General features: G+C 63.1%; 27 protein-coding genes. 14 read left to right on the top strand and 13 right to left on the bottom strand.

Annotated elements, in window-relative coordinates; genetic code table 11:
• Window positions 1–15: 15 nt before the first annotated feature.
• From NKH02_RS22160 to NKH02_RS22150, 3 genes are all read right to left on the bottom strand, one after another.
• Window positions 16–1143, bottom strand: a complete 1128-nt coding sequence (locus NKH02_RS22160) for a sugar ABC transporter substrate-binding protein (RefSeq protein ID WP_352865561.1) — start codon at window positions 1141–1143, stop codon at window positions 16–18.
• A gap of 304 nt (window positions 1144–1447) precedes the next feature.
• Window positions 1448–2476 carry an HTH-type transcriptional regulator GntR gene (gene gntR / locus NKH02_RS22155; protein ID WP_352865563.1) on the bottom strand — a complete coding sequence of 343 codons (1029 nt, stop codon included), beginning with the start codon at window positions 2474–2476 and terminating at the stop codon, window positions 1448–1450.
• A 158-nt stretch (window positions 2477–2634) separates the two neighbouring features.
• Window positions 2635–3864: an MFS transporter gene (locus NKH02_RS22150; protein ID WP_352865564.1), complete on the bottom strand. Its 1230-nt coding sequence runs from the start codon at window positions 3862–3864 to the stop codon at window positions 2635–2637.
• 176 nt (window positions 3865–4040) lie between these two features.
• On the opposite strand from NKH02_RS22150, the gene NKH02_RS22145 reads away from it, so the two are divergent.
• The gene (locus NKH02_RS22145; protein WP_352865567.1) at window positions 4041–4331 is read left to right on the top strand and encodes a DUF3175 domain-containing protein; all 291 of its coding nucleotides are present in this window, start codon (window positions 4041–4043) and stop codon (window positions 4329–4331) included.
• Window positions 4332–4346: 15 nt separating this feature from the next.
• On the opposite strand, the gene NKH02_RS22140 is transcribed toward NKH02_RS22145, so the two are convergent.
• On the bottom strand, window positions 4347–5123 hold the full coding sequence (locus tag NKH02_RS22140; RefSeq protein WP_352865568.1) for a FadR/GntR family transcriptional regulator: 777 nt from the start codon (window positions 5121–5123) through the stop codon (window positions 4347–4349).
• A 102-nt stretch (window positions 5124–5225) separates the two neighbouring features.
• On the bottom strand, window positions 5226–6122 hold the full coding sequence (locus NKH02_RS22135; RefSeq protein ID WP_352865570.1) for an NAD-dependent epimerase/dehydratase family protein: 897 nt from the start codon (window positions 6120–6122) through the stop codon (window positions 5226–5228).
• 118 nt (window positions 6123–6240) lie between these two features.
• Here NKH02_RS22135 and NKH02_RS22130 point away from each other — a divergent pair, with 118 nt between their 5' ends.
• A complete protein-coding gene (locus tag NKH02_RS22130; RefSeq protein ID WP_352881458.1) occupies window positions 6241–7209 on the top strand; it encodes an NAD(P)-dependent oxidoreductase in 969 nt (322 codons plus the stop codon).
• Here the strand turns inward: NKH02_RS22130 and NKH02_RS22125 are convergent.
• Together NKH02_RS22125 and NKH02_RS22120 are read right to left on the bottom strand one after the other, a co-directional pair.
• Window positions 7198–7977, bottom strand: a complete 780-nt coding sequence (locus NKH02_RS22125) for a FadR/GntR family transcriptional regulator (RefSeq protein ID WP_352865575.1) — start codon at window positions 7975–7977, stop codon at window positions 7198–7200. The two genes, NKH02_RS22130 and NKH02_RS22125, sit on opposite strands and share 12 nt — an antisense overlap.
• Before the next feature lie 181 nt (window positions 7978–8158).
• Window positions 8159–9148, bottom strand: a complete 990-nt coding sequence (locus NKH02_RS22120) for a sugar-binding protein (protein WP_352865576.1) — start codon at window positions 9146–9148, stop codon at window positions 8159–8161.
• A gap of 493 nt (window positions 9149–9641) precedes the next feature.
• Between NKH02_RS22120 and NKH02_RS22115 the strand changes: the two genes are divergently transcribed.
• The 12 genes from NKH02_RS22115 to NKH02_RS22060 all read left to right on the top strand — a co-directional run bounded on the left by NKH02_RS22115 (window position 9642) and on the right by NKH02_RS22060 (window position 20720).
• Window positions 9642–10382 (top strand): ATP-binding cassette domain-containing protein, encoded by a 741-nt coding sequence (locus NKH02_RS22115; RefSeq protein ID WP_352881455.1) that lies wholly within the window; start codon window positions 9642–9644, stop codon window positions 10380–10382.
• Between the two features lie 40 nt (window positions 10383–10422).
• Complete coding sequence (locus NKH02_RS22110; protein ID WP_352865604.1) at window positions 10423–11421, top strand: ABC transporter permease; 999 nt, start codon at window positions 10423–10425, stop codon at window positions 11419–11421.
• 66 nt (window positions 11422–11487) lie between these two features.
• Complete coding sequence (locus NKH02_RS22105; protein WP_352881452.1) at window positions 11488–12255, top strand: SDR family oxidoreductase; 768 nt, start codon at window positions 11488–11490, stop codon at window positions 12253–12255.
• A gap of 181 nt (window positions 12256–12436) precedes the next feature.
• Window positions 12437–13264, top strand: a complete 828-nt coding sequence (locus NKH02_RS22100) for a helix-turn-helix domain-containing protein (protein WP_352881451.1) — start codon at window positions 12437–12439, stop codon at window positions 13262–13264.
• A 118-nt stretch (window positions 13265–13382) separates the two neighbouring features.
• Window positions 13383–13826: an SRPBCC family protein gene (locus NKH02_RS22095; protein ID WP_352881449.1), complete on the top strand. Its 444-nt coding sequence runs from the start codon at window positions 13383–13385 to the stop codon at window positions 13824–13826.
• A gap of 13 nt (window positions 13827–13839) precedes the next feature.
• On the top strand, window positions 13840–14634 hold the full coding sequence (locus NKH02_RS22090) for an FAD binding domain-containing protein (RefSeq protein WP_352881447.1): 795 nt from the start codon (window positions 13840–13842) through the stop codon (window positions 14632–14634).
• Between the two features lie 61 nt (window positions 14635–14695).
• On the top strand, window positions 14696–15178 hold the full coding sequence (locus NKH02_RS22085; RefSeq protein WP_352881444.1) for a (2Fe-2S)-binding protein: 483 nt from the start codon (window positions 14696–14698) through the stop codon (window positions 15176–15178).
• A gap of 126 nt (window positions 15179–15304) precedes the next feature.
• On the top strand, window positions 15305–16672 hold the full coding sequence (locus NKH02_RS22080; RefSeq protein WP_352881442.1) for a xanthine dehydrogenase family protein molybdopterin-binding subunit: 1368 nt from the start codon (window positions 15305–15307) through the stop codon (window positions 16670–16672).
• A 1-nt stretch (window position 16673) separates the two neighbouring features.
• Window positions 16674–17678 (top strand): xanthine dehydrogenase family protein molybdopterin-binding subunit, encoded by a 1005-nt coding sequence (locus NKH02_RS22075; RefSeq protein ID WP_352881439.1) that lies wholly within the window; start codon window positions 16674–16676, stop codon window positions 17676–17678.
• An 8-nt stretch (window positions 17679–17686) separates the two neighbouring features.
• On the top strand, window positions 17687–18568 hold the full coding sequence (locus NKH02_RS22070) for an AAA family ATPase (protein ID WP_352881437.1): 882 nt from the start codon (window positions 17687–17689) through the stop codon (window positions 18566–18568).
• 83 nt (window positions 18569–18651) lie between these two features.
• Window positions 18652–19833, top strand: coding sequence for a vWA domain-containing protein (locus NKH02_RS22065; protein ID WP_352881434.1), 1182 nt, complete (start codon window positions 18652–18654; stop codon window positions 19831–19833).
• Window positions 19833–20720: an amidohydrolase family protein gene (locus NKH02_RS22060; protein WP_352881433.1), complete on the top strand. Its 888-nt coding sequence runs from the start codon at window positions 19833–19835 to the stop codon at window positions 20718–20720. The genes NKH02_RS22065 and NKH02_RS22060 overlap by 1 nt, the downstream gene beginning before the upstream one ends.
• A 4-nt stretch (window positions 20721–20724) precedes the next feature.
• Here NKH02_RS22060 and NKH02_RS22055 read toward each other — a convergent pair whose 3' ends face one another.
• From NKH02_RS22055 to NKH02_RS22030, 6 genes are all read right to left on the bottom strand, one after another.
• Complete coding sequence (locus tag NKH02_RS22055; protein WP_352865595.1) at window positions 20725–21042, bottom strand: GNAT family N-acetyltransferase; 318 nt, start codon at window positions 21040–21042, stop codon at window positions 20725–20727.
• Window positions 21039–21254, bottom strand: coding sequence for a hypothetical protein (locus tag NKH02_RS22050; protein WP_352865597.1), 216 nt, complete (start codon window positions 21252–21254; stop codon window positions 21039–21041). The genes NKH02_RS22055 and NKH02_RS22050 overlap by 4 nt, the downstream gene beginning before the upstream one ends.
• A gap of 31 nt (window positions 21255–21285) precedes the next feature.
• Window positions 21286–21693, bottom strand: a complete 408-nt coding sequence (locus NKH02_RS22045; RefSeq protein WP_352881430.1) for a carboxymuconolactone decarboxylase family protein — start codon at window positions 21691–21693, stop codon at window positions 21286–21288.
• A gap of 350 nt (window positions 21694–22043) precedes the next feature.
• Window positions 22044–23540, bottom strand: a complete 1497-nt coding sequence (locus NKH02_RS22040) for a sugar ABC transporter ATP-binding protein (RefSeq protein WP_352881427.1) — start codon at window positions 23538–23540, stop codon at window positions 22044–22046.
• Window positions 23540–24595 carry an SMP-30/gluconolactonase/LRE family protein gene (locus NKH02_RS22035; RefSeq protein ID WP_352873280.1) on the bottom strand — a complete coding sequence of 352 codons (1056 nt, stop codon included), beginning with the start codon at window positions 24593–24595 and terminating at the stop codon, window positions 23540–23542. Before NKH02_RS22035 ends, NKH02_RS22040 begins: the two co-directional genes overlap by 1 nt.
• Window positions 24592–26715: an ABC transporter permease gene (locus NKH02_RS22030; RefSeq protein WP_352873281.1), complete on the bottom strand. Its 2124-nt coding sequence runs from the start codon at window positions 26713–26715 to the stop codon at window positions 24592–24594. The genes NKH02_RS22035 and NKH02_RS22030 overlap by 4 nt, the downstream gene beginning before the upstream one ends.
• Between the last annotated feature and the right edge of the window lie 269 nt (window positions 26716–26984).

The raw sequence follows: 26984 nt of genomic DNA, 5'->3' as shown, positions 1-26984 counted from the left end.
CGCCGGGTGTGCGGCCTACTGGTTTTCCTTGGTCTGCCCCATGATTTCCTGTGCGGTGAAATTGATGCCGCAGGTCGGGAAAGAATTGCCGACGAAGAAATTGTCGGATTGGTCGGGGAAGAAATCCTGACCAGCCTTGAAGTTCGGATCCTCGACGACGGCAAGCGGCAGCTTGATTGACTGGGGGACGACATTGCCTTCAAGCGCTGCGATCGCCGTCTTGATGGCAACAGCCACCTGCGCCGGCCCGGTACCGGCCGACGAACATTTCAACCCGTCGGCTGCATGGGCCGCGCAGAACTTGCGGAAGCCGTTTTCGGTCTCGCCACCGAACGGCACGAACGGATGCTTGGCATCGATCATCGCCTGCACGATGCCGGTGTCGCCGCCCTGTCCAGTGACGCCGTCAAAGGGGCCGTTGGTGGCGATTGCGTCGGCCGAAGCCTTTTGCGCAACGCCGTCATCCCACTTGCCGACAACCTCCGTGACGGCCCATTTCTTGCCGGAGGCGTCGAGAGCCTCATGGATGCCATTGTGGCGGTCGGTGTCGACGGATGTTCCGGCAACGCCGCGCACTTCGAGGATCTTGCCGCCATTCGGCACATGCGAGACCAGCCATTTGCCCCACAGCTCGCCAAGACCTTTCTGGTCGACGTTGACGTTGATCGCGTCCTTGGTGTCGAGGATGTTGTCAAAAGCAACCAGCACGACGCCGGCTTCCTTGGCACGCTTGATCACCGGCCCGAAGGCAGTCGGGTTCTGCGCGTTGACGACGATCGCGTCATAGCCGGAATCTATGAAGTTGTTGATCGCCGAAATCTGCGCCGGCACGTCTTCGCCGGTCGAGACGACCTTGAATTCCTTCAGCTTCGCGGCGACGTCCTTCTGTGCCGCATAGGCTTTCGCGGTCTGCACCATCTGGATGCGCCACGTATTGGCAATATAGCCGTTGGCGAGCGCAATGCGGTATGGGCCCGCCTTTTTGGGGAACTTGAAGAACTGCGTATCCGCGGCCCAGGGTACGAAGCAATCCGGCTCCGCTGCCGGGCCTTTGACGACTTCAGGGCCCGCGGCAATTGCCGACGAGCTCAACATGACGAATGCAGTGGCGGCAACGATGCCACCAACAAGTGACTTGATCATCGATATTCCTCCCAGTTGCAGTTCTTGATTATGGTTTCGCTTTGCGAAGTTTTTGACGCGATGGGCCCGGCACCTCCTTGCCATGGCATACGCGTTTAGTCGCCCGTGACGGCCGACCTGGTTCCTCCCCTCGTCACCGCCAGCCGGGCGAAAACTATCATATTATCCATAATAAACAAGTTTTAGTTGTCGCTTATGTATAATAAACAGGCGCGACCCCGCTGCTCGTCCACCTGTTCAGAAGGAATGGTAGCGCTACCAAATTGGCGTGTAAACCGGCATTCGCACAGTCGCCTCTGTGTATTCAACGGGCGGTGCTCTCGCGGCGCTTGAGCTCGAAACCGAGATCGACGATCCGTTGCTCCGGCCTGTTGCCGGCGATCGCCGCCAGCGCCATGGCGACCGCGCGTCGGCCGATCTCATAGCGGTGGGTGCGGATGCTGGTGATCGACGGGAACGCCACCTGCATCATGTCGAGGTCGTTGAAACCGACGATGCCGATCGTCTTCGGCACCGCGATCGAGGCGCGATGACACTCGAACAACACGCCGAGCGCGATGTCGTCATTGTTGCAGAAGACACCGTCGAGTGTCGGCACCTTGGCCAGTGCGTCGCGGAACATTTCGCGACCGAGCGACACGCTGGATGGCACCGGCGTGGTGGTGACAAGGCGCGGGTCGAACAGGCCGGCGGCCTCCATCGCCGCGCGGTAGCCTGCCAGGCGCCGCTGCGAGCGCGGGTCCATGCGCGCGCCGATGAAGCCGATGCGGCGGTAGCCCGCTTCGATCAGATGTTCGGTTGCCGTCCTGCCGCCGTCGAGATGCGAGAAGCCGACCATCATGTCGACTGGATCTGGACCGGTCTCCATGACCTGCACCACAGGGCAGCCGGCGCTTTCCAGCAGCTTTCGCGAGACCGGTGTCTGGTCGATGCCGGCGACGATCAGCGCTGCCGGCCGCTGCGAGCCGAACACCTGCAGCAGCCGCTCTTCCTCGAGGCCGGAATAATGGGTGTTGCCGAGTTGGATGCGGAACGGGCTGTCCGACAAGCTGTCATAGATGCCGCGCACCACCTCCGCGAAGACGTTGTTGGTGAGCGACGGCACCAGAACACCGAACACCTCGGCGCGCGCCGAAGCCAGCGCCCGCGCATTCGGGTCCGGCATATAGCCGAGTTCGTCGACGGCGGCCTGGATCTGGCGACGCAGCTCTTCCGAGACACGCTCCGGCTCGCGCAAGGCGCGCGACACTGTGATGGCGCCGACACCGGCCTTGCGCGCGACATCTGATATGGTCGGGCGGCCGCCGCCACGGCGTGAGCGTGGCTTGATCACGGACGCGCTCGCTCGGGAATGCACCTGGCAGGGCACAGTCGCGATACGATCGTTTTTGCTGTCGCCATCTTGCCGGCCCGCGTTGCCGCACCCACTCGCCTTCTGGCGTCGCGCGGCCTGTTGTCCTTGTCAAGCAACGGCAACAATCCTGCCCGCCTTCAAGCCATCACGGCGGTGCTGCGCCGTGCCTTCCAGAATAACAGTCCGATCGCCAGTATGTTCAGCAAATTCCAGGCGATGCCATTCAGAAACGCCGCGGCATAGGAACCGGTCAGGTCGTAGATCCAGCCCGACATCCAGCCACCGATCGCCATGCCGAAGATGGTCGCCATCATGACGATGCCGATACGCTGGCCAGCCTCTTTGGCGGGCATGTAATCGCGCACGATGATGGCGTAGCAAGGCACGATGCCGCCTTGCGACAGGCCGAACACCAGCGACACCACATAGAGCGAGGCAAGTCCGTCGAACGGGATGTAGAACAGCAGCGAAAGAGACTGCAGCACCGAACCGATCAGGAGCGTTTTCATGCCGCCGATGCGATCGGCAACAAAGCCCGACGCCAACCGGCTGACGACGCCGCCCGCCATCATGATCGACAGCATGTCGGCGCCATGCGCCACGCCGTAGCCGAGGTCCATGCAATAGGCGACGATGTGCACCTGCGGCATCGACATCGCCACGCAGCAGCCGAGGCCGGCGACGACCAGCAGCACCTGCAAGGCCGCCGGCGACAGCGAGATCGGCTGCACCGGCCGGCTTCCCGGCGAGCCGGCGGCGGCCGCCGCCGGGGCATCGCGCCGCAGCATCAGCACCAGCGGCACCATGGTCACCAGGCAGAAGATGCCGATGGCCGCATAGGTGAAGCGCCAGCCTTCTGCCTTCATCAGCGTCGGCATGATGGTCGGCCAGATCGCTCCGGCAAGGTAATTGCCGGCCGCGGCCGCGGTCACCGCGACACCGCGCCGGCGGTTGAACCAGTGCGAGATGTCGGCGATCAGCGGCCCGAAGATCACCGATGTGCCGACACCGATCAGCAACCCTTGGGCAAGGGTGAATTGCAGGATCGAGGTCGACAGCGCCGCGAGCAGAAGGCCGGCGGAGAGCCCAATCGAAGAGAGCAACGCCGGGATCCAGTAGCCCATTCGGTCGATAGCGCGCCCGATCAGCACGTTGCCGGCGGCAAAGCCGACCATGGTCGCGGTGTAGGGCATGGACGCGGCGGCGCGGTCGACACCGAACTCGGCCTGCACGGCGGGCAGCACCACGACAACCGCCCACATGCCGACGGCGCCGATCGTCGCCAGCAGCATCGAGATGGCAAGCCGCATCCAGGCATAGGAGCTGTCGATGCCGGGGCTCGGCCGGCTCAATTCGGTTCGGGTCAAGGGGTTTCCTGTCGGCGGTCTCGAAATGGGCTGCCGTTCTCGCCACTATCGGCGCATTCTCGGGCCGCAGCAGCGCCACAGCGGGCAAATCCGTGGCTCCAGACCTAAAGGCGAATGCAGGAACCGATGCCAATATGCGGAGTTTCCCAACAAGCAAACCGGCGAAGGAGTCCACCATGACCGCCACCAAGGAAAAATGGTCGGCCAACGTGACCGAGCACAGCGACGCGTTGGATCTCGAGGACCACGTCTTCGAATCCGACGACGCCAAGAAGATCGCTGCCTCGCTCAAGCGATCTGCCGAACACAGCCACCGGCGCAAGGCCGAGCCGTTCCAGTCAGCCATGTCGATGCTCAACTTCTACATCAACCGCGCCGGCAAGAACCTACCTGCAGCGCGCAGGCAAGTGCTCGAGGACGCCAAGGACGAGCTGCGCACCGCCTTCGGGCGTGAGAAAGACGATTAGCTGCGATCGATAAGTCTACCGGGCGCGGATGACGCCGTCTGTATTGGCGAGCAGTTTTCGCACCGCGTTGCGCGCCGCATCCGGGCGTTGCAGCCGAATGTTCTTCTCGATCGCCTCGTGCAGCTTCTGCGCATGATTGAGATCATCGATTTCCCGCGTCGTATAGGCAAAGAGATGATCGAAGGCGGATTCGATGAGCACGCCGAGCGGCACCAGAAGGTCGTTGCCCGAGGCGCGCAGGATAGCGAGGTGAAAACGGGTGTCGGCGCGGGTACGCTCCTGCAGGCTGGTTGCCGCGCCCATCTCCCGGCACGCCTGGCTGATCTCGGCCATCTGTTCGTCGGTGCGCCGCATGGCGGCAAAGGCGGTCGCTTCCGGCTCGATGATGTGGCGGAACTCCTGCACGGTCTTCAAAAACACTTCGCGATCCGGCGACGTCGCGTACCAGGCCAGCACGTCGCGGTCGAGCAGGTTCCATCGCTCCTTCGGCTCGACCCAGCTGCCGATCTTGGGACGTGAGGCCAAGAGGCTCTTGGCCATCAGCATCTTGATGGCTTCGCGCACCGCCGAGCGGCTCACGCTGAAGGTCTCCGACCATTTCGCTTCGTTGGGCAGGATGGTGCCGGGCGGATAATCGCCGCGCACGATCCTGAGGCCGATCTCGCTGGCCAGAGAGGCATGGACGCTCGACCCTGGAATGCGCGCCGCATCAGGTCGGCGAGCGCCGGCGGGACGCTCGGTGGAGGCCGCTTTCGACGGCGATTTTTCCTTGTTCGGCTTCGCGTCCCGCATAGGCTCCAGAAAGTCCGGATTGAGGGTGCTGTCAAGCGCGGCAAGCGGCTTGGGCCGCAAAGCCGGCCGCTGTGCACAGATCAGCCCGGATGCTCCCGCGGCTCAGGCCTGCTTGACGTATTTGCGCCAGCTGTGCTCCGGGCGGAAACCGAGCACGTCACGCGCCTTGCGATTGGAGAGCAGCGTCTCGTATTCGCCGAGTTCGGCCTTGACCGGCACGCCGGGATAGAACCGCTTCAAGAGTTCGGCGGTCGGCAGGTCGGACGATGTGTCGTCATTGGCGGCATTGAACACCTGATAGCCGAGGCCATCCTTCTCGATGGCGCGCAACGTGATCTGGCCGAGGTCGCGCGCATCGACATAGCTCCAGGCGATGCGCTTGCGGAAACCAGGATCGGCGAACCATTTCGGAAACAGCGAATATTCATGCGGCTCGATGACGTTGCCGATGCGCAGGGCATAGATGTCGGTGCCGTTGCGCTGCGCAAAGGCGCGAGCTGTCTTCTCGTTGACGACCTTGGACAGGGCATAGCTGTCCATCGGATCGACATCGTACTCCTCGTCGAGCGGGAAATATTGGGGATCGCGCGGCTCGTTGGCGAACACCAGCCCATAGGTCGTCTCGCTGGAGGCGATGATAACTTTGCGGATGCCGAGCTTCACCGCCGCCTCGATGACATTGTAGGTGCCGAGCGCATTGATGCGGAATACCTCGTTGTCGGTGGTGATCATGATGCGCGGAATGGCGGCGAAATGGACCACGGCATCGACCGGCTGGGGGCGCAGCGATGGGTCGAATTCATGCAGGCCCATGTAGCTCGATAGCGCGTTGAACACCTGTCCGCTGTCGGTGATGTCGGTGATCAGCGTGCGCACTTTGGGGTTGTCGAGCGGCTTGGTGTCGATGTTGAGCACCTGACAGCCTTGCTCCACCAGATACTGCACGACATGGCGTCCGGCCTTGCCGCTGCCGCCGGTGAACATGATCCGCTTCGCCATTTTGCTCTCCACATCCTCTGGGATTTATGTGTATTGTCAGACAATATCGCGATCCGCAACCATTTCGCCTGCAAAACGGCAGCGCCGATCATCAATCATTGCAACAGGACTTGAAGACATGAATACGACCGCCGCGAGCGAAAAGATCGGCTTTATCGGCCTTGGCCTTATGGGACACGGGATCGCCAAGAACATCGTCGACAAGGGCTACGCCCTGACCTTTCTTGGCCGCAAGAACCGCAAGCCGGCGGAAGACCTGCTCGGTCGAGGTGCGAAGGAAGCATCGACCCCGCGCGATGTGGCGGCGGCATCGACAATCGTCTTCATCTGCGTCACCGGCTCACGCGAGGTTGAAGCCATCATTCGCGGCCCCGGCGGCCTCAAGGAGGGTTTGAAGAAAGGCTCGGTCGTGATCGATTGCTCGACCTCCGATCCGGTCTCGACGGTGGCGCTGGCAGCGGAACTGAAGGCGCTCGGCATCGATTTTGTCGACGCGCCACTGAGCCGCACGCCGAAGGAAGCCTGGGAAGGCACGCTCGACGCCATGGTCGGCGCGCCGGACGCCCTCTTTGCCAGGGTGAAACCGGTGATCGAAACCTGGGCCGGCCGCATCGTCCATATTGGCGACACCGGCGACGGCCACCGCATGAAGCTGCTCAACAATTTCATCTCGCTCGGCTACGCCGCTATCTATTCCGAGGCATTGGCGCTTGCACAGAAGGTCGGCATCTCGCCGCCGCGCTTCGACAGCGTCATCCGCAACGGCCGCATGGATTGCGGCTTCTACCAGACCTTCATGCGCTGGACGCTGGAGGGCGACCGCGACGCCCACAAATTCTCGATCGCCAATGCCTTCAAGGACCTGACCTATCTGGAATCGATGGCGGGTGCGGCCGGCATCGCCAACCCGCTCGGCAACGCCACCAAGAACTCCTTCGCCGGCGCCCATGCCATCGGCCCGGCCGAGCAATTCGTGCCGATGCTGGCGACACATATCGGCAAGGTCAACGGCGTCGACCTGATGCCGACCAGGGACGGCAAGAAGCAGACGATCCGAGCCAGACGGAGGCGCCGATCACCGCCTTGACCGCCCGATCCCATCGTCGGTGTTTTCAAGCAGTTTGTGCACGGCACTGCGCGCGGCTACCGGACGCCGCAGGCGGATGTTCTTCTCGATCGCCTCATGCAGTTTCTGTGCCTGCCGCTGATCGCCGACCTGCTGCGTCGTGAACGCGAAGAGATGGTCGAGCGCCGACTCGATCAGAACGCCGAGCGGCACCAAAAGATCGTTGCCGGAGGCGCGCAGGATAGCGAGATGAAAGCGCGTGTCGGCGCGGATACGGTCCTGCAGGTTCAGGGCCTCGTTCATATCGCGGCAGGCCTGGCTGATCTCCTCCATCTGCTGGTCGCTGCGCCGCAGGGCGGCAAAGGCCGACGCCTCGGGCTCGATGATGTGGCGGAACTCCTGTACGGTGCGCAGAAAAGCCTCGCGGTCAGGCGCGGTCGCGTACCAGGCCAGCACGTCGCGGTCGAGCAGGTTCCAGCGCTCCTTCGGCTCGACCCAGCTGCCGATCTTGGGGCGCGATGCCAACAGGCTTTTCGCCATCAGCATCTTGATGGCTTCGCGCACCGCCGAACGGCTGACGTTGAACATCTCGGCCCATTTGGCCTCATTGGGCAGGATAGTGCCGGGCGGATAGTCGCCGCGCACGATCCGCAAGCCAATCTCACCGGCCAGCGAGACATGCACGCTCGCTCCCGCGAAGTGCGCCGCACCAGTACGCATGACGGCCGGACGGCGGCTGGCTTGTGCCTTGGTCCGATCGGCTCGCTCTTTTGACTTCTCGTCCGGCATTCACGTTCCAATGCGTCGGCCGTCTGTCGTCCGGGTTGGCCCGAACCTGCACGGTGCGCCGATCTCGTTGCCGAAAAATCCAGACCATGGACGCGCCAAAGCCGGAGCCTGTCGCCCCGAGCATTGCGTCCCGTTCAGGAGTGACGGGACGCCCGTTGCCGGGCGTCCCGAAATCGACAACCTACTTTTGGATGCAGGTGTCGACAGTATCCTTGGTGCATTCGTCGAGGCCGGTGAACACCGGATCGGCGACGGGCTTGCCTTCGATGAGGTCGATCATCACCGACGGCGCCTTGTAGCCCATTTCGAACGGCCGCTGACCGACCAGCGCGGTCACGAGGCCGTCACGGGCGATCGCCACCTCGTCGCCGATCGTGTCGGCGGCACCGATGACGAAGTCGTTGCTGGCAATCCGGTCCTTGAGCGGTCCGAACAGGTCGCGATAGGGCTGCGGCGCGCCGAACAGCGGCCAGCCGCCCATGATACCGAAGGCGTCGAGCTTGGGGTTGGCGGCGAGGATGTCGGTCATCGCCTGTACGCCCTTGGCGCCGTCGTCATTGGTGAACACCGGGCAGCCTGCAACTTCGGTCCAGCCACCTTCACCGGCAAGTGCGGCGAGGCCGTCCTTGCCCGAAAGCGCGTCACGCATGCCCTGGGCACGGCGCAGGATGTTGTCGGCGGCCGGGTTGCCTTCAATGGTGCAGATCGTGCCGCCATTCGGCTTGCCCTTCTTGATGTACTCGCCGATCTTCTTGCCCATCAGATAGTTGTCGGTGCCGAGATAGGTCTTGCGAAGCCCTGCATCTTCCTTGCTGAGGTCCGCATCGACGGTCATGATCGGGATCGTCGGATTGGCGGTCTTGATCGTCTGCGCGATCAGTGGCGCGTTGGACGGCGAAATCGCCATCGCCACCGTGTCGGCCTTGCTCAGCATGTCCTGGACGATCTGCGCCTCGCCGGCTTCATCGGAAGTCGACGCCGGACCGGTGTAGAAGCACTCATATTCCGAGCTGGCGTTTTCCTTGTTCCATTTCTCGCAGCCCTGGTGAATGGCTTCGAAGAACGGATTGTCGAGACCTTTCACGACAATGACGAGCTGTTTCTTGGCCAAAGCCGGCCCGGCGCCAAGCGCCATGGCGGCGACGGCGGCGAGCAAAAGTGTTTTCCTCATGTCAGTCCTCCCTTGGAAACAGACGGACACGGCGTGTCCGCCACACAGATCGACCGGATGCGTGATGACAGAGGGTCGTTGTGCGAGCGCTCATGTCATACGCCAGGCCGATAAGTATTTTCATTTCGGTCAGCCAGATCGAAAACTGACTGGCAACGACCGACAATTCTCTGATGATCCCGCGCGGCAGGCCGGCATGGGATCGACATATTGATTTAGTCCTCCGATGCTCAGCTAATCTCGGCTCGCGGCCAACGTCAATGCCATTTGTCCTACAAAACTGATTTTTCGAAAGATTCAACCCCGTCCCGCAACAGCCCCCGGCCGCATTTCCCCGACTATTGGCAATTCTTATTCGTCTGACAATTGACGCCTGCGCGGGCATTCGCGTAGATGCAGGTCAGCGCTGTTTCCGGGAGGAGCTGGAAAAGCGTGGCGAAAGCTGCGCCCGGTCCACCGGAAAAGCAGGCAAGGCACGGGGAGGTAAAGGCTGGTGGCGGTTCTCGAACTCACCAACATCTCAAGGCATTTCGGCGCCATCCAGGCGGTCAACGACGTTTCGCTGTCGATCGAGCCCGGACAGGTGGTCGGCCTGATGGGCGACAACGGCGCCGGCAAGTCGACGCTGGTCAAGATGATCGCCGGCAATTTCCGCCCGAGCCATGGCACCATGCGAATGGACGGCAAGGAGTTGATCCTCCACAAGCCGGCGGAAGCCCGCCAGCACGGCATCGAGATCGTCCACCAGGATCTGGCGCTCTGCAACAATCTGACCGCGGCGGCGAATGTCTATCTCGGCCGCGAATTGCGCCGCGGCCTGGGGCCGCTCCGCATCCTCGATTATGCGACGATGTATAAACGCGCAGGCCAGCTCTTCGCCGAATTGAAGTCCGAGACCCGGCCGCGCGACCTCGTCAAGCAGATGTCGGGTGGCCAGCGCCAGGCAGTGGCGATTGCCCGCACCATGCTGTCCCAGGCCAAGATCGTGCTGATGGACGAACCGACGGCGGCGATCTCGGTGCGCCAGGTCGCCGAGGTGCTGAACCTGATCCGTCATTTGCGCGACCAGGGCATCGCCGTGGTGCTGATCAGTCACCGCATGCCCGATGTCTTCACCGTCGCCGACCGCGTCATCGTCATGCGGCGCGGCCGCAAGGTCGCCGACAAGGCGATTGCGTCGAGTTCGCCCGAGGAAGTCACCGGGCTGATCACCGGCGCCATCGAACAGGTTTGATTTCAAGCGTTTTCACCATGACAGCAAATGAAGGTCGATGATGGCACTGACAATTGACCAGCCGATCGAGCACAAGCAGCAATCCTTGCTGGCAAGGTTGTTGGCCAGCCAGACTTTCTGGGTGGTGATCTCCGTCATCCTTGCGTGCGTGTTCCTATCGTTTGCCACCGACGCCTTCGCCACGTCGAAAAACCTCTACAACATCACCCGCAACATCACCTTCGTCGCAATCATCGCGCTCGGCATGACCTTCGTCATCATCACCGGCGGCATCGACCTCTCGGTCGGCTCGGTGCTGTGCCTGTCATCGATGGTGCTGGCCGTCACCATGCATGCCGGCTACTCGATCGAGGTCGGCATTCTGGCCTCTATCGCAACCGCGCTCGCCATCGGCGCCTTCAACGGCGTCCTGATCGCCTATCTTGGCTTTCCGCCGTTCGTGGTAACGCTCGGTGTGCTGTCGATCGCCCGCAGCCTGGCGATGGTCGCCTCCAACAACACCGTCGTCTTCCAGTTCGGGCCGGACCACACCAAACTGCTGGCATTGGGCGGCGGCGCCTGGGTGTTCGGGATCGCCAATCCGGTTCTTTACATGATCCTTCTGGCGCTGATCACCGGTTTCATCCTGCGCTGGACCAAATTCGGCCGGCACATCTTCGCCATTGGCGGTAATGAGCATGCGGCGACGCTGACCGGCGTGCCGGTGCGTCGGATCAAGGTTGCCGTCTACATGATCTCGGCTCTGTCGGCAGGCATTGCCGGCATCATCCAGACCGGCTGGCTGGGCGCCGTCACCACCAATCTCGGCACGGGTATGGAGTTGCAAGTGATCGCCGCCACCGTCATCGGCGGCGCCAATCTGGCTGGTGGCGTCGGCACCGCCTTCGGCGCCATCGTCGGCGCGGCCCTGATCGAAGTGATCCGCAACAGTCTTGGCCTGCTCGGTATCAATGCCTTCTGGCAAGGCGTGTTCATCGGCGGCGCCATCCTGCTGGCGGTGCTGTTCGACCGCATCCGCAATTTCCGCCGCAGCGATTAAGACCATGATCCCGAAAAGTGGAAACCGGTTTTCGGATAAGATCATGGTCAAACGACAAAACAGTCCGTGACAAACTCCCTGTTCAGCCTCGATGGGCGGCTTGCGCTGATTACCGGGTCTGGCCAAGGCATAGGTTTCGCCTTGGCTCGGGGCCTGGCTGAACACGGGGCAAGCGTGGTGCTGAATGGCCGCGATGCCTCCAGGATCGACAGCGCCGTCGAAAAGCTGCGTGCCGGCGGCTTCAAGGCGCACGCCTCGATCTTCGATGTCACCGATTTTCAGGCAGTCAACACGGACATTGCCCGCATCGAGGCAGAGATCGGTGCCATCGATATCCTCGTCAACAACGCCGGCGTGCAATTCCGCGCCCCGCTCGAGGATTTTCCCGAGGAGCAATGGGAGCGGCTGTTCAAGACCAATGTGTCCGGCGCCTTCCATGCCGGCAAGGCGGTCGCCCGCCACATGATCCCACGCGGCAAGGGCAAGATCATCAATATCGGCTCCGTGCAGAGCGAACTGGCTCGGCCGAACATCGCGCCTTACACCGCAACCAAGGGCGCGATCCGCAACCTGACAAGGGGCATGTGCGCCGACTGGGCGAGATACGGCCTGCAGATCAATGCGATCGCGCCCGGCTATTTCCGCACCGAGATGAACCAGGCGCTGGTCGACAATCCGGAATTCTCCGCCTGGCTGGAAAAGCGCACACCGGCCGGGCGCTGGGGCAATGTCGACGAGTTGATCGGCGCCGCGGTGTTCCTCGCCTCCGACGCATCCTCCTTCGTCAACGGCCAAACGCTGTATGTCGACGGCGGCATGACGGCTTCGGTTTGAGGGCTGGCGTTCTTCCCCAAACCGCTATTCGTTCCGGTGCCTATCGCTCAGTCTGAAAATCCGCCCGCGTCGGCTGTCCTCCGCGCTCGTCACGGACTCCCGCCTTGACGCAGGCCCAAACTCAGCCGCAATATTCGCGTTGCAGGCGAAGGGAGGCCAGTCGCCTGCGGGAGGAATACCCATGACGGAAGCGATCAGGCTCTACTGGGGCCGGTTCGGACATGTTTCTGTCCTGAATGTCGCAAGCGACTTCGTCACCCATGCCCATGTCGAGGCCCATCTCATCATCTGGCTGGAAGGTACGGCCGGCGAGATGACCATCGGCCGTGAGACAGTTCGGCTCGGCCCCTGCACCGCCGCCGGCATCAACTCCTTCCAGCCGCACAGCCATATCCTGTCGCGGAACGGCACGCCGGGCCTGTTCCTCGCCTTCTACATCGATCCGGACTGGGCGCGCCGCCGCCGCGACCTGCCCTCGTCCGCGCCGCTCTTTTCACAAGCCGCGATCACGCTGGAGCCTTGGCTGCACCAAGCCGCCGCCAATCTGCTCGACCATCTCATCGATAATGAGAGCATCGACGATATCGCCAACTACGAGATCGAGCGTTTCATTGATTCGGTGCTCGACGCCGCCGACGCCTCGGCGCCGCAGGAGGCGCGCGTCCGCATCAACACCATGCAGGACTTCCGTGTCCGCAAGGCGATCCAGCTGATGAAAGCCAATGTCTGCGAACGCATCTGCTTCGACGAAGTGGCGCGCAGCGTCGGCCTGTCGCGGCCGCATTTCTTCGCTTTGTTCAAGGAACAGACCAATCTGACGCCCAATGTCTACTGGAACACGCTGCGCATGGAGGAAGCGGTGCGGCAGCTGCAATGGTCGCAGGAGCCGCTGATCTCGGTCGCCTGCAATCTCGGCTTCACCACGCAGGGCAATTTCTCGCGCTTCTTCCGCGACCATGTCGGCGTGCCGCCGACGGTCTACCGCGAAGCCGCGCGGGCGATCGCCTGAACCAGCGGCCCGCCACCCTTTTTCAGACTCCTTGATAGGCGTTCAAGACGCATTGATAAGCGCCCCCGGGATGGCCGCCCTACCCTTGCACCGGATCGCTTTGCAAGGGAACATTTGAATGGCCAAAGTCACCATCTCCAGCGTCATCGACGCGCCGGTCGAAAAGGTTTGGGCGCGCATACGCGATTTCAACGGACTGCCAAGCTGGCACCCGCGCATGGTCGAAAGCCATATCGAGGACGGCAAGGACGCTTCGACGATAGGCTGCGTTCGCAATTTTCAGCTCATCAGTGGCGCGCGCCTGCGCGAAAAGCTGCTCGACTTCTCCGACCGGGATTTCCTCGTCAGCTATTCGATCCTCGAGACGCCGCAGCCGCTCACCAATCACAAGGCGACGCTGCAATTGCGGCGCGTTACCGATGGCGACCGCACCTACGCCGAATGGACCGCAAGCTTCGACGCCGCGCCAGAAGAAGCCGACAAGCTTGCCGAGGGCATGGGCGCCAATGTTTTCCAGGGCGGCTTCAACGCCCTGAAGAGCCATTTCGCCGGCCAGAGCTGACAGGAGCCAAACAATGGCGCTAGCACTGCAGACCTTTGCAACGGTCAAGGACGCCAACGCGGCACTGAAAGCCGTCGGCACGCGCTATCTCGGCGGCGGCACGCTCGTGGTCCGCGCGGCCAATGAAGGCGATGTTTCGGTCTCCGGCCTCGTGAGGTCGACCGAGCCGTCTTTGTCCACCATCGTTATTGCCGATGGCAAGGTCCGCATCGGCGCTTCGGTGACCATGTCGGCGATCGCCCGCCATCCGGACCTCGGCGCCCTTGCCAAGGCCGCCCGCGCCGTCGGCGGCCCGGCGGTCCGCAACATGGCGACCGTCGGCGGCAATCTGTTCGCGCCGGCTCCCTATGGCGATTTCGCTGTTGCCCTGCTGGCGCTCGACGCCATTGTCGGCACCGATGACGGCGAAACGCCGATCGAGATATTTCTGGCCAATCGGGAAGGCAGCCGCGCCATCGTCACGTCCGTGAGCTTCGCGCTTCCGAAGGCCGACAGTTTCCGCTTCCTGAAAGTGTCGCGGGTCAAGCCCAAGGGCGTCTCGGTGCTCAGCATCGCCAGCGTTCTCGCACTGGCGCCGGATGGCACCGTGTCTATGGTGCGGATTGCACTGGGCTGCATGGCCGACCGGCCAATGCGTGCCAGCGCGGCGGAAAAAGCGCTGATCGGCAGGACGCTGACCGCTGACGGCATAGCGCCGGCTTTGGCCGCGGCCGGTGATGGCACCTCGCCGATCACCGATCCGATTGCCAGCGCCTGGTATCGCAACGAAGTGCTGCCGGTCCATCTCGGCCGGCTGCTGCTCGCATAATATTTCGTTCGGGGGCGCGCGTCTGTCCGCTGGGTTCGGGCAGACGCGCTGGGAGGAAAACATGGCAAAGGTTCCGGTTCAATTCACGCTCAACGGCGCGGAAACGGCCGAATTCGTCGACAGCGGCACGACGCTGCTGCACGCCTTGCGCGACAAGATCGGCGACACCTCCCCGAAAGGCGGTTGCCATCAAGGCACCTGTGGTGCCTGCTCGGTCATCATCGACGGCGAGCTCCGGCTCTCCTGCCTGACCTTGGCCGAGACCTGCAATGGCGCCGCCATCGCCACGACGGCGGGGCTTTCGGAAGCTGGCGTGCTGCACCCGCTGCAGCGCGCCTTCCTCGACGCCTTCGCCACGCAATGCGGCTTCTGCACGCCGGGCATGATCATGGCCGCCAAGGTGCTGCTCGACCACACGCCCAATCCCAGCCGCGACGAGGTGGTCGAGGCGCTGTCGGGCAACATCTGCCGCTGCACCGGCTACGAGCCGATCATCCAGGCGGTGCTGGCCGCCGCGCGGTCCAACTCTCAGAACGCGGCCTAGAGCCGGATGATTTCAGGTCGATTCGACCTGAAATCTGAATCCGCCTCTAAATCAAAGAGATAGAGCATGATGTCGTCCGAAAACCGCTTCACACTTTTCGGCATCATGCTCTGAGGGAACAAATCAATGGAACTGCGCAAGAGCTACTTCGCCGACGTCCGCAAGGACGATCTGCACGAGATCGGCCAGCCGAGGCCACGCTCGGATTCGCCCGGCCATGTCACCGGCAAGACCGCCTTTTTCGCCGACCGCAATTTCCCCGGCATGCTGCATCTGAAAATGGTGCGCAGCCCGCATCACCATGCCCGCATCCGCTCTATCGACACGTCGGAAGCCGAGAAGCATCCGGGCGTCGTCAGAGTGCTGACCGCCAAGGATGTGCCGCACAATGTCTACACCATCCTCATCCTGATCCAGATCGGGCCGGAGGACGAAACCGTGCTGGCCGATGGCAAGGTGCGCTGGAAGGGCGAGGCCGTGGTGGCGGTGCTGGCCGAGACCGAGCGCGCGGCGCAAGAGGCCGCCGCCAAGGTCAAGGTCGACTATGAGGTGCTGCCGGCTGTCTTCGACATGGAGGAAGCGCTGAAGCCCGGCGCGCCGCTGGTCAACGAATATCACGGCCAGAACTACTACCTCTATGACAGCGGCGAGTGCCGCAAGGTGCGCTTCGGCGACGTCGAGACGGGCTTCGCCGGTGCCGATCACGTGCTGGAGCAGAGCTACCAGTCCTCGCCGATCGAGCACGCGCCTACCGAAACGACGGGCTGCCTTGTGGTACCCGAGGGCAATGACCGCTTCACCTGCTACACCAACACGCAGGCGATGTTCTTCACCCTCGACAACACATCGATCATCCTGCAGATGCCGGGCAGCAAATTGCATTTCGTCGGCGGCACCGTCGGCGGTGGCTTTGGCGGCAAGGTCGACGTCATCGTCGAGCCGATCGCCATCCTCGGCGCCAAGCTAACAGGACGACCAGTCTGTTTTATTTACAGCCGCGAAGAGGAGATGCAGATATCGTCACCTCGCGCGGCCGAAAAAATCGACATCAAGGACGGCGTCATGAAGGATGGCCGCATCGTGGCGCGCAAGGTCACCGGCTATACCGACGCCGGCGCCTATTCGCGCCACTCGCCCTATGGCGCGCAGAAGGGCGCGGGGCATTATCCCGGCCCCTACACCATCCCCAATGTCTGGATCGACACCTACTGCGTCTACACCAACCGCACGCCCTCCTCCGCCATGCGCGGCTTCGGCGTCACCATCGGCGACTTCGCGCTGGAGGTGCAGATGGATAAGCTGGCGCGGCTGATCGGCATGGACCCGCTCGAATTCCGCTTCATCAACGCCTATCGCGACGGCGACATGAAGGCCCATCGCCAGCCGACCGAAGGGGCAGCCCTGATCGAGTGCATGCAGGAAGCCTCGCGCGCCGCCAACTGGCCGGTGGCGGAAAAATTCATGGCGATGTCCTCCTATGTGAAGGGAGCTTGAGATGGCGATCAGGCGTGGACGCGGCGTCGCCGCCATCAACTATCCGACCGGCATGAACCTCGGCGGTGACCCGACGCAGGCGCTGGTGCATTCGACACCGACCGGCAATTTCATGGTGACGCTGTCCTCCGTCGATCTCGGCCAGGGCATGAAGCAGATCATGGCGCAGATCTGCGCCGAGACGATCGGCGTGCCGACCGACCGTGTGGTCGTCGACACCGCCGACACCGACACCGGCCCGCACTGCATGGGCACCTTCGCCTCACGCGGCACGCATCGCGCCGGCAACGCCGTGATCCAGGCAGCGAAAGAAGCCCGCCAGGTGATGCTGGAAGTGGCGGCGGAAGAGCTGGAGGTGAATGCCTCCGACCTCGAGACCGACGGCCAGGGCAACATCCTGGTCAATGGCGCGCCGCAAAAGTCGATCTCGATCTTCGATGTCGCGCTGTCGGCGCATTTCAAGCGCGGCCGCTCGATCTCGGGTCGCGGCATGTTCCTCATTCCGCGCTCCTATCCGGAGAAAGAGACCGGCGCGATGAAACCATCGACTTGCTACGCGCATGCCTGCACCGTGGCCGAGGTCGAGGTCGACGACGAGACGGGCGAGGTGACGGTGCTGACGGTCAAGAACGTCTTCGAGATCGGCCGCGCGCTGAACCCGAAAATGGTCGAGCAGCAATTGGTCGGCGGCTCCTGGATGGGCATCAGCCACGCGCTGTACGAGACCACCGAGCCCTACTATCCCAACCGCGACCATGGCGGCACCGATTTCAACCAATATCTGATGCCCGGCCCCGGCGACCTCGCCAAGACAGAGATCATCGTGCTGGAGCGTCCTTCCGCCGACGGACCTTATGGCGCCAAGGGACCGGGCGAAATGTGCGCCAATCCGCAGATCCCGGCCGTCGCCAACGCCGTCTTCGACGCCGTCGGCGTGCGCATCGACACACTGCCGATCACGCCGGAGCGCATCCTGCGCGCGCTGAAGGCGCAAGCGGCGAACTGAGGACCGAAATGACCGGAACAAGCGCCGAGACTGTCGCGACCTCGCCGGAGGCGGTGGCGCAGCATCTGGCCGCCTCGCGCTATCTGGCCGATGACAGTCTGGCGACCGCCATCTTCCTGGCGATCCGGCTGGGCAAGCCGCTGCTGCTCGAAGGCGCGCCCGGCGTCGGCAAGACAGAGGCGGCGAAGGCGATCGCCGCGCTGCTCGGCCGCGATCTGGTACGGCTGCAATGCTATGAAGGCATCGACGCCGCGCACGCGCTCTACGAATGGAATTATCAGCGCCAGCTGCTCGCCATCCGCCATGCCGGCGAGCACGAGATCGACATCTATGACGACCGTTTCCTGATCGCGCGGCCGCTGCTGCAGGTGCTGAAGGCGCCGGAGCAGCGCGTGCTGCTGGTCGATGAAATTGACCGCTCGGACCATGAATTCGAAGCGCTGCTGCTGGAATTCCTCTCCGATTTCCAGATCAGCATTCCCGAGCGCGGCACCATCCGCGCCACGGCGCAGCCGATCGTGATCCTGACCTCGAACCGCACCCGCGAGCTCGCCGAAGCGCTGCGCCGGCGCTGCGTCTATCACTGGATCGGCTATCCCGACGCCGAGCGCGAGGCCGCCATCATCATGCTGCGCGCCGGCAATGTAGCTGAGGCAACGGCGCGCGCGGTGGCGGCGGCGGTACAGACCATCCGCACCCGCCCACTCGCCAAGCCACCGGGCATTGCCGAGGCGGTCGAATGGGCTAATGCCGCCACCATCCTGGAAAAAGGCGGCAGCCCTTGGCCGGAAGCCTTCCGCCGCGCCATCGGCGTGCTGATCAAGGACGAAGAGGACCTCTCCTACATCGCGCCGGAGCTTGGCCGCATCGTCGAGGAGGCGCTGGCGTGAGCCGAGACGTCAACAATCCCTTCTCCCCGTTCACGGGGAGAAGGTGCCCCGAAGGGGCGGATGAGGGACGGCGCGACGCTCGGATGTCAGCGCTGCCCCTCACCTGCCTGCCGGCATCCTCTCCCCGTGAACGGGGAGAGGAGAGCTTACCCCGCGCGGCCGCACCCTTACTTGGCTTCGGCCGGCTGCTGCGCCGCTACGGCTTTGCCATAGCACCCGAGCAGGTCTCCTGCTTCATGCAGGCGGTGACGCTGCTCGGGCCGCGCTCGATGGCCGACATCCGCGAGGCAGCGCTCGCCACGCTGGCGCCACCGCCCGACCGTCGCGACGAATTCGAGGCGCATTTCCAAAGCCATTTCTATGGCAACACATCGGCGATGGTCGAAGGCGACGCCGACGAGGAAACCCGCATCAAGGACGATGGCGGGGCAAGCCAGGAAGAGATCGAGGCGATCAGTCATCAGGAAGGTGGCGAATTGTCCTCCGGCGCCGAACAATTGAGCCGCCGCGACTTCCAGCGCGACGATGACGACCTTGCCGCTTTCCGCCGCAAGCTCGCTTCCGCCCTGCCCGCCCGCCGCTCCTTCCGCACCGTGCGCACCCACTCGCGCGGCAAGCTCGATCTGCGCCGGTCGCTGCGGGAGATCGTCAGCGCCGATGGCGATGTCCCCTCACCATTGCTGCGACGCCGCCAGACGGTGCCGCGCAAGCTGCTGATCCTCATCGATGTGTCCGGCTCGATGAAGCTGCACACATCGGATTATCTCAAGCTGGCGCATACCGCCGTGCAAGGCGCGGACCGCGCCGAGATCTTTACCTTCGGCACGCGGCTGACCCGCATCACCGGGGCGTTGCGCATTCGCGACCGCGACCAGGCGTTGGCCCGCGCGGCCACGCAGGTCGACGACTGGGACGGCGGCACCCGCATGGGACCGACGCTGCTCGCTTTCCTGTCGGTGCCGCGCTTCTCCGCCTTCGCGCGCGGTGCCGCGGTCGTCATCCTATCCGACGCGCTGGAACGCGGCGACCATGCCGAGTTGGAAATGGCAATGCGCCGGCTGAGCGCCCGCGCGTTCCGACTGTCGCTGGCAACGCCGTTGGCCGGCGACCCGCGCTTCCGGCCGGCAACGGCAGCACTTCGCGCCATCCTGCCGGTGATCGACGATCTCGTCGACGGCTCGTCGCTCAAGGGTCTAACCGATTTCATCCTGTCGCTCGCCCGCCCTGCCCCGGCGGCGACGACAATCTGGAAGAGGGTCTCGTGATGCAGAAAGCAATCGACGCGCATTTCCACATCTGGCGCCAAAAGGACCAGCCCTGGCTGGTCGGACCGATGGTGCCGCGCATCTTCGGTCCCTACGAGCCGATCCGCCGCGACTATCCGATCGAGGAGTTTCTGGCCGATCAGAAGGGATCCGGCGTCGAAAAGGCCGTCTATGTCCAGACCAACTGGGCTAGGGAGGATTTCGAGAAGGAAGTCGCCTTCCTGCAGAAGACCGCTGACGAAACCGGCTGGCCGCATGCCATCGTTGGCTACGCCGACATGACCGCCGACGACATCAGGCCCCAGATCGATCGCTTGAAAAAGTATCCGCTGCTGCGCGGCGTGCGCATGCAATTGCACTGGCACGAAACGCCGGCCTTCCGCTTTGCAGCTTCGGCGGACCAGGTCATCGACCGCAAGGTGCGGGCGAATGTCGCCCGGCTGAAGGATTATGGCTTGTCCTTCGACCTGCAGCTCTTCCCCGCCCAGATGAAGGACGGCCTGACCCTGGTCGGCGAAAACCCCGAAACGAATTTCATCCTCACCCATGCCGGCATGCTGACCGGCATGGAGCCGGAAACCACCGAAGCCTGGAAGACCGGCCTGCGCACGCTGTCGGCAGCGCCCAATCTCTACGCCAAGCTCTCCGGCCTCGGCACCTTCGTCCATCGCAACGACCCGGCGCTGATCGCCTACATCGTCGACAATACGATCGACATCCTGGGATCAGACCATCTGATGTTCGGTTCGAATTTCCCGATTGAGAAGCTATGGACCAGCCACGCCGAACTGATCAAGGCGCACCGCAATGCGATCGCCAATCATGGCGCGGCGGCGGCGGCTGATATTTTCTGGAACACGGCGGAGAAGGTTTACCGGCCGGTGTAGCTGCTCACAACCGCCGGCCCAAAACCTGGACCATATGCCGTTTGGCACCGAGCCTGACCGGTCCTGCTGTCCGCATCAACTCGAAATCTTGCGCTTGCCAGAACCGAAGCCCTTGCTCATTTTCCATAAACACGCCGAGTTCCACGCGTTCGGCCCGTTGCGATTTCAGCCACGCAAAAAAGTCATCGCAAAGAGCTCGCCCCACTCCTTTTCCGCGAAGTGCTTTGTCGATCATGAGCAATGCGATCCACCAGCATCCCGCTTGCGGATAATCGCGATCGCAGGCCAGCAAGCCGACAAATTCGCCATCGACTGCCTTCAACCCGAACACGTACTTGTCGGCCTGCGTCTGTTCGGCGGAAAGTTTTCAAATTCCTCTTTTGCGCTGGCGGCGTTGGGCGGTTCGCCTCGTTCGACCACGACATAGTCCGAGCAAGCCTGATACAGCGGCACCAGTCGCGGGGCATCAATTCCAATCAGCCCTTCGATCTCATACCCGGAGAGCGAAGTTGGAAATCTGGTGGTTTTGTCCATGAAAATCCTGGCTCTGGAAAGCCTCGCCGCCTCACTTCACCTCGAACTGCGGATCGACCGGGATCTGCATCGCGGTCACCAGATGGTTGGTCTGGCCGGCGAGCCCGATGATCGACACCAGTTCGCCATGCTGCGCGTCGGTCATGCCCTTGGCCCGGGCTGCCGCCGTATGCGAATGAACGCAGTAGGAGCAGCCATTGGCGGTCGACACGGCGATGTAGATCATCTCCTTGGTCAGCGGATCGATGGCGCTGTCTGCGACCATCACCGCCTTCAGCTGTTCCCAGATCCGCTTCAACGCCGGGGGATCGTTGGCCAACCCGCGCCAGAAATTGTTGACGAAATCGGATTTGCGCGTCGCGCGGATATCGTCGAACACGGCCTTCACCGCCGGGATTTTCTCCACCTCGGCATCGCTGAGAAGTCTTGTGGTGGCCATGGCGTGATCCTTTCGTTTCGATCGATGAACTGGCTCGTTGGAATCAGAGGCGGTACCAGCTTCTCTGACTCAGTTTTTGGCGCGCAATAGCGTTGAAGATTAGCCGAGCCACCTGAACTTCGTCATCCTAGGGCGAAGCAGGCGCGAAGCGCCGTCGCGGAGACCCTGGGATCCATTCCGTGACCTTGGCCGAAGAGTGCAGCGGAGCGGAATTCTGCACCGCAGCAGCGCTACGGAGTCCCGGCATGGACCTCGGGTCTGCGCCGCGTCGCTACGCTCCTTGCTTCGCCCGTGGATGACGAAGGGATGGACGTGCCGGCCAATTATCGACGTACGCACCGCCCAAAACCCTAATGCACGGCCGCGTACATGATCTTCTCCTCCGTGGCCTCCGCCGGTGAAAACTCCTCGACGATGCGGCCCTGGCGGCAGACAAGAATACGGTCGGACAGGTTCATGATTTCAGGCAGATAGGACGAGATGACGACGACGGCCAGGCCCTCGTCAGCCAGCCGGTTGATGATCTGGTGGATCTCGGCGATCGCGCCGACATCGACGCCGCGCGTCGGTTCGTCGAAGATGACGATGCGCGGCCGCTGCACCAGCCCCTTGCCGATCACCACCTTCTGCTGGTTGCCGCCGGAGAGCTCGACCACGCGCGCATTGTCGTTGATCGCCTTGATGTTCAACGTTTTCGTCCATTCGGCCGACAGCGCGCGCATCTCCTGCGCATTGATCACCCAGGCCTTTTCGCGGCCCGCCGCCAAGAGCCCGCCGAACAGGTTCTCGGCAATGCCCATCGTCTCGAAAATGCCTTCGCTCTTGCGATCCTCGGTGACGTAGACGATGCCGTCGGCCACCGCTTCGCTCGGCATGAGGTAGCGCACCGGTCTGTCGTCCAGCTCGATGGCGCCGCCGCGCAGGAAATCGCGCTTGTAGATGCCGGAGACGATCTTGAACGTCTCGGTGCGGCCGGAGCCGATCAGCCCGAACACGCCGGTGATCTGGCCCTCGAAAATCGAGAAGGACGTGTTGCGCACGACATTGCTCATCGAGATGTCCTGCACCGACAGCACCTTCCGGCCTGCCTTGCGCAGCTTGGCTTCATCGCGCTGCCGGTAGATCTGCCCCGACAGCGTGCGCCCGACCATGGCGGCGACGATCCTGTCACGGTCGAAGGCGGATGTGTCGTCGGTGATCACCAGTTCGCCATCGCGCAGGATGGTGATGCGGTCGGCAATCAGCAGCGCCTCTTCCAGAGCGTGGCTGATGAAGACGATCGACACGCCGCTCGCTTTCAGCCTGCGGATCAGCGCGAAGAAATGGCGTTTCTCCTCCGGCGTCAGCGTCGCCGTCGGCTCGTCGAAGATGATGATCTCGGCATTATGGTGCACCGCCCGTGCGATCTCGACCATCTGCCGCTTGGCCGCACCCAGCGTTGCCACCATGGCGTTCGGGTCGACTGGAAAATTCAGCGATTGCAGGAACTGCTGAGCCGAAATGTAGGTGCCGCGCAGCCGGTTGAGGAACTTTTCAGTGCCGAGATAAAGGTTCTGCGCCACTGTCATCGACGGCACCAGGCTGGTTTCCTGGAACACCATCGCGATGCCGGCTTCAAGGGCGGCATGCGGCGAAGCGTAGGCGATCTCTTGCCCCTTGTGGAACATCTTGCCGGAGGAGGCGTCGACCACGCCGGCAATAATCTTGGTCAGCGTCGATTTTCCCGCGCCGTTCTCGCCGAGCAGCGCGTGGATTTCTCCCTTGCGCAGCTCAAAGCTGACGTTCTTCACCGCCGGTACGCCGCGATAGTTCTTGGTAACGTTCTCCAGCCGGACGATCGGTTCCATCAAAAACCTCCCGATGCGAGGTCGATCACCAGCACGCAGTCACCGCCCCTGGAGGCGATGAACAGGCTGCCGTCCTTTTCCGCCACGCTGCAGATGCCGTGGCGCGTGCCGTTGGCGCGGCTGTGCAGGCTGAATTGCGGCTGCATGTTTTGGTCGAGCTTGACCACCAGCCCATAGGAGCGGCTCGGCGACCACGGCTTGTGGATGCCCATGGCGCGGATGCCGCCGCATTGCAGCGGTTCGAGGAAACTGCGGCTGGAGGCAAGCGCCGGCGCGATCCAATAAGCCGGCGGCACCTGGTCGAGCATGTCCTGCCGATAGTGCGTTTCCTGCAAAACAAATTCGATCAGCCGGTTGCGCGGCGCAAACAAGGTCAGCCAAGCTCCACCATCAACGGCAGGCGATAGGCGCGCGGGATAGCCTGGCAGATGCGTCAACACCGTCGAACGGTTGCCCGTCGCGCCATCGAAGCGGACAAGCTGATGGCGCCAGCTTTCGCTGACCAGAACATCCCTGCCGACGGGATAGAGCCCATAGGGGAAGGCGATGTCGCCGGCCAATTTGCGGAAGCCGCCACCTACCGCATCCCGCTTCCAAAGCGAACCGGACGCTCCCTTCTTCATCAGGTCGGCGGCCCATTGCGAGGGCGCGTGCTCGGCCGAGCCATTGGCCAGCCACAGCGTGCCATCGTCTGCATAGGCAAGTGCGGTGATGCAGCGGATCTCGGCCGGCAGCGAAATGTCCCTGCCGCCAATCAGCAGCTTGCCGTTCTCCAACCCGACTGTCAGGTCGCCCGTTGGTGATAGCGCCAGCGCGGTGACGGGAGACGGAAAGGTCTCGACCACGACAGTCTCCGCGCCTGCGGCAATCGCATGGATGGCGTTACCGCTGGAGGCCAGCAGCCTGTCACCGGTAACCAGCAGATTGTCCGGCTCGGTCAGTTCAGCAAAAGCCGGCGCATCGTCCAGCCGCGTGTTGGGGCGGAAGGCGCCGTCGAGCGGCGGGATGGTCACCGCCTTGCCGCGAAACAGGTCGAGCACCGGATCGAGGATCATGATTTCGCCCCCCAATAGGAAGCGGGGCTGGTCCAATTCGGATCGGCGCCAGCGATCTTGTAGCGGCCGATGCGGTTGTTGAGGATACCGCCGACGAACAGAAAACCCTTATGCTCGCGCATCGAGGTGACCATCGGATGCGCGTCGCCGGTGAGGTCGCCCATCGCCTCGACGATGCCGCCGGTCTCGTTGAATTTCACCACGCCGCCGGTGTTGATGTTGGGGAACAGCCATTCATCCTGCGGCAGCCGGCGCGTCATGCGCTTGCGCATGTCAGGGTGGCGCAGCGACAGGTCGAAGCTCGGCGTGCGCATGCCCAGCCAGGCCATCCAGTAATTGCCGTCGGAGGCGCGGTTGATGTTGTCGGGATAGCCCGGCATGTCGCGGATGACGCATTCGGCGGTGCCGGCCTTCGGCCCTTCCAGCCAGTAGCGATGCACGCGGCAGGCCCAGCTTTCGGCGAAGAACAGCGACTTGCCGTCATGCGCCATGCAAACACCATTGGTGTAGCGGTAGCCGTCGAGCAGCGTCCTGGTCGAACCGTCCTTCGGGTCGTAGACCAGCAGCCGGCCGGTGGCGCGGTTCTCGATCGAGTCCAGCGTCCAATCGTGGGCATCGTAGCGCTTGGTCGAGTCGGTGAAATAGATCCGCCCGTCCGGCGCGATGTCGCAGTCATTGGGGTCGCGCAACCGCGCATCGTCGACGATCGAAGTCCAGGAGCGCGATGTTTCCGCTGACAGGCGTTTGACCTCCCGATCCGGCGAGACCGAATAGAGCCCCATGGCGCCGACGCAGCTGATCAGATTGCCCGATTTGTCGAAGGCGAGGCCCAGCGGAAAGCCGCCGATGTGGGCAAACACTTCCGACCTGACATAATCCGGCGCGAAGAAGCGGACGATCTCGCCGTGGCGCGTGCCGCAATAGAGGTTGTCGTCGCGGTCGAGGATGACATCTTCCGGCCCCTCCAACTCGCCAAGCCCGATATGGTCGGCGGCAGACAGCCTGTTGTCGAGCTCGTAGGGCGTGCCGGAGCCGGGTGCGGCCGACTGTGTCTCGCCCATCTTGAGATAGACCGGCGCGACATAGACCTCGTTCAGCACCTTGTGGCGGTTCTTCAGCCAGCGGATGTCGATCGTCACCGCCACCGCCAGCATGATGCCCAGCACCATCTGGTTGGTGCCGGTGCCGTAGCCCAGCCGGATCAGCCCGTTGGTCATGGTCAGCACGATGATGGCGCCCATCAGCCCCTTGATCACCGAGCCGCGGCCGCCACCGAGGCTGACGCCGCCGACCACCGCCGCCGTCAGTGCCATGATCTCGAGGTTGAGGCCGGTGCCCGGCCCTGCCCCGCTTAGGCGGCAAGCGATGAGGAAGCCGCCGATGGAAGCGCAGAAGCCCGAGAAGACATAAGTCATGAACACGGTGCGGCGCACGCGGATGCCGGCATTGTGCGCCGAACGCCTGGAGCCGCCGACCGCCAGCACGTGCCAGCCCGGCCGCGAACGCGTCAGCGCGATATGGGTGACGATGGCCAGGATGATCGCCAGCCACACCGAGATCGACAGCCCCCAGAACGTGCTGTCGCCGATGAAGTCGAGCACATCCGATGTGGCGGTCGAGAGCTGCACATCGGCGGCATAGGTGGTGACCAGGATGTCGAACAGCGCCCGTCCGAAGATGAAGGTGACCAGCGTGGTGAGAAAGGCGCGCAGCCTGAGGTAGCCGACGAGATAGCCGTTGATGGCGCCGAAGATGAGGCCGGTGGCGAGCGAAGCGGCCAGCGCCAGCCAGATCGACTGTTCGAGGATGAAGAAGACATAGACAGCGGAAAAGCAGGATAGCGCGAAGATCGAGCCGACCGACAGGTCGATGCCGCCGCCCAGCATCACCACCGTCATGCCGGTGACCACCATCGAGAACTCGCCGAGCTGCCGGGTCGATTCCTGCAGCGCGGTCAGCTTGAAGAAGCCGGGAATGATCGAGCCGAAGGTTGCCAGCGTCGCCACCAGCGCCAGGAACGGAATGGCGTTGTCGGTCCAGCGTTTGGTCAGGATCTCGCCGACGACATGGTCGGGCACGAGATTGTAGCGCCAGGACTGGAGGCGTTCGCGAAAGGACATCGGCTGCTGCTATTCCATGAGAAAGAAGAAGGGGTGGCCGGCCGATCCAAAGGCAATCACTTCACGTCGGCGCTGCCCCTCACCCTTACCCTCTCCCCGTGAAGAACGAGGAGAGGGGTCGCCAGCGTTGGAGCTTACTTCCCGACCGTCGCGACAGGCGCTTCAATACGTGGGTAGCTCCCTTCTCCCCGTCACTATACGGGGAGAAGGTGCCGGCAGGCGGATGAGGGGCGGCGCCAACGTCGAGAATTACCTCGTGGAGACATCCC

The sequence above is a fragment of the Mesorhizobium sp. M1396 genome, assembly GCF_040317725.1.
GTDB lineage: Bacteria > Pseudomonadota > Alphaproteobacteria > Rhizobiales > Rhizobiaceae > Mesorhizobium.
The sequence above is the reverse complement of the archived record's forward strand: the minus strand, read 5'-3'. Positions and strand labels throughout refer to the sequence as shown.